Source organism: Protofrankia sp. CiP1_Cm_nod3, assembly GCF_982290655.1.
In genome coordinates, this window is the sequence record NZ_CEVIVD010000235.1 from 1 (window position 1) to 1,991 (window position 1,991).

At 70.8% G+C, this 1,991-nt stretch carries 2 protein-coding genes; both read left to right on the forward strand.

Annotated features, from left to right (window positions below; translation table 11 throughout):
• Positions 1 to 186: 186 nt before the first annotated feature.
• Positions 187 to 492, forward strand: a complete 306-nt coding sequence (purS, locus tag AC5LUJ_RS23390; protein ID WP_250282778.1) for a phosphoribosylformylglycinamidine synthase subunit PurS — start codon at positions 187 to 189, stop codon at positions 490 to 492.
• A gap of 675 nt (positions 493 to 1,167) precedes the next feature.
• Complete coding sequence (locus tag AC5LUJ_RS23395; RefSeq protein ID WP_250282776.1) at positions 1,168 to 1,518, forward strand: rhodanese-like domain-containing protein; 351 nt, start codon at positions 1,168 to 1,170, stop codon at positions 1,516 to 1,518.
• Positions 1,519 to 1,991 lie beyond the last annotated feature (473 nt).

Below are 1,991 nucleotides of genomic sequence, written 5' to 3' on the forward strand. Positions count from 1 at the left end.
TCCTCCAAGCGTTGAATCATGCGAACGAGGGGACAAATGGCTGCCACAGCAGCCACTTGTCTACTCACTCTCTTTGATCAAGGCGGGGTGCACGGCCGTCTGGTGGGGGTTTGGGATGGGCTGGTGGTCAGCCGGCGGTGCCGGCCGGGCTCGGTCCGGCGCGGCGCACCGATACAGTCTTCAGACGTGGCCAGGGTCGTTGTGGACGTGATGCTGAAACCGGAGATCCTCGACCCGCAGGGGCAGGCGATACTCACCGCGCTGCCACGCCTGGGCGTGTCCGGCATCGCCGGGGTACGCCAGGGCAAGCGTTTCGAGCTGGAGGTGGACGGCGACGCCGACGCCGACGTCCTCGCCCGGATCGACCAGCTCGCCGCCTCCCTGCTCGCCAACCCGGTGATCGAGGACTACGTCGTACGGGTGGAGACGCCGCAGCCAGCGCGGACCGCCCCCACCGGAACCACCCCGGCCAGCGCCGAACCCACCGCCTGAGACACGTCCGGGCGGCAGGCGCGTTCGAGGAGCCCTCGAGGACGACCACGCACTGGTCGCCGCCCCGTCAGACGGACCAGCAGCGCCACCGAGCGAAGCCGTGACGCGGAGAACGTGGGATGAGGGGACGAGAACCACGCCACCGCTCCGCTCGCGCACTCCTCCGCCTGCCCGACGAGAGCACGGTGACGGGGCGTGGGCGGGTCAGGCCGTGGGGTCGGCCGGGGAGAGGAACATGACTCGGCGTCCGCACGAGTCACAGACAGCTACCCGCGCATACGGTTCGTCGTCCCCGGGGACAAGGTGCGCCAACGGCACGATCCCGCCGCACCACGGGCAGGTGAGCCAGGGCCCGTCCGCTCCGCATCCTGATGATTCGACATCGAGCGATTCCACGGTAATCACGGTCCCACCACACGCGTGGCCGCCGCGGGCGAAAAAGCGCCCTCGTGACCACAGCCGGCCGGCCGAGGGACCAAAGACGGAATGGTCATGCCTCTCCCGCACCGCCGGCAGGCCCAAATCCCCGGGATCATGTCCCACGCAATGTTCACCGGCCGCCTGAGCGGCGATGGCCACCCGCACGATGGCCGCCCGCACGATGGCCGCCTGTCCGGTAGTCGTCTGTCCGGTAGGCAACGTCGCGGGATACCGGGCAGATGGCAGGATGGCCGCGTGGGCTCGGATCAGATACCTTCGGTCACAGTAGATCAACTTCCGGCGACGGTCACACCGGGCGTCGGGCCGCTGCTCCTCGACGTCCGGGAGGCGGAGGAGTGGGACGCGGGGCATGTCGCCGGCGCGGTCCACATCCCCATGGGTGAACTCCTCGAGCGTATAGACGAGGTGCCACGCGACCGGGACGTGGTGGTGGTCTGCCGCTCCGGGCAGCGTTCGGCCGCGGTCACGGCCTACCTGCACCGCGCCGGCTGGCAGGCCCGCAACCTGGACGGCGGGATGATCGCCTGGGATGCCGCGGGCCGTCCGATGGCGAACAACGCGCCGCATCCGCCAGCCGTGATCTGACGGTACCGGCCGGCTCCCCACGACCGTTCGCGGTCACCATCGGTCATGGTCCGGCCGGTGCCCGCATCCATCAGCGGACGCGTCCGCGGGACACCCGTCCACAACCGGTGCCATGACACCGCATGGACGCCGGACAGCGGGAAACTGGCGTTATGACCCTCGCCGTGCCCTCCGCGTCAGCGCCGTGCTCCCAGCCGCCGGCGGAGCACGACCGACACCGCGCGGACGGAGGCCTCCCGGAGCAAGGCCCCGCGGAGCGGAGCCCCACGGAGCAAGGCCATACAGAACCAGGCCATACAGAACCAAGGCATAGCGCGGACCAGGGAGCAGGGCGGCGCCGGGGGCGGGGCGGCACCTCGGGTGCCGGCGTCACGGCCCGCGCGAACGCGGCACACAGCGCCACGGTCGGCGGAGACGCGGTCCGAGACAACACGGTCCGCGGCACCGCACCCAGCAGCACGGCGGTCCGCGGC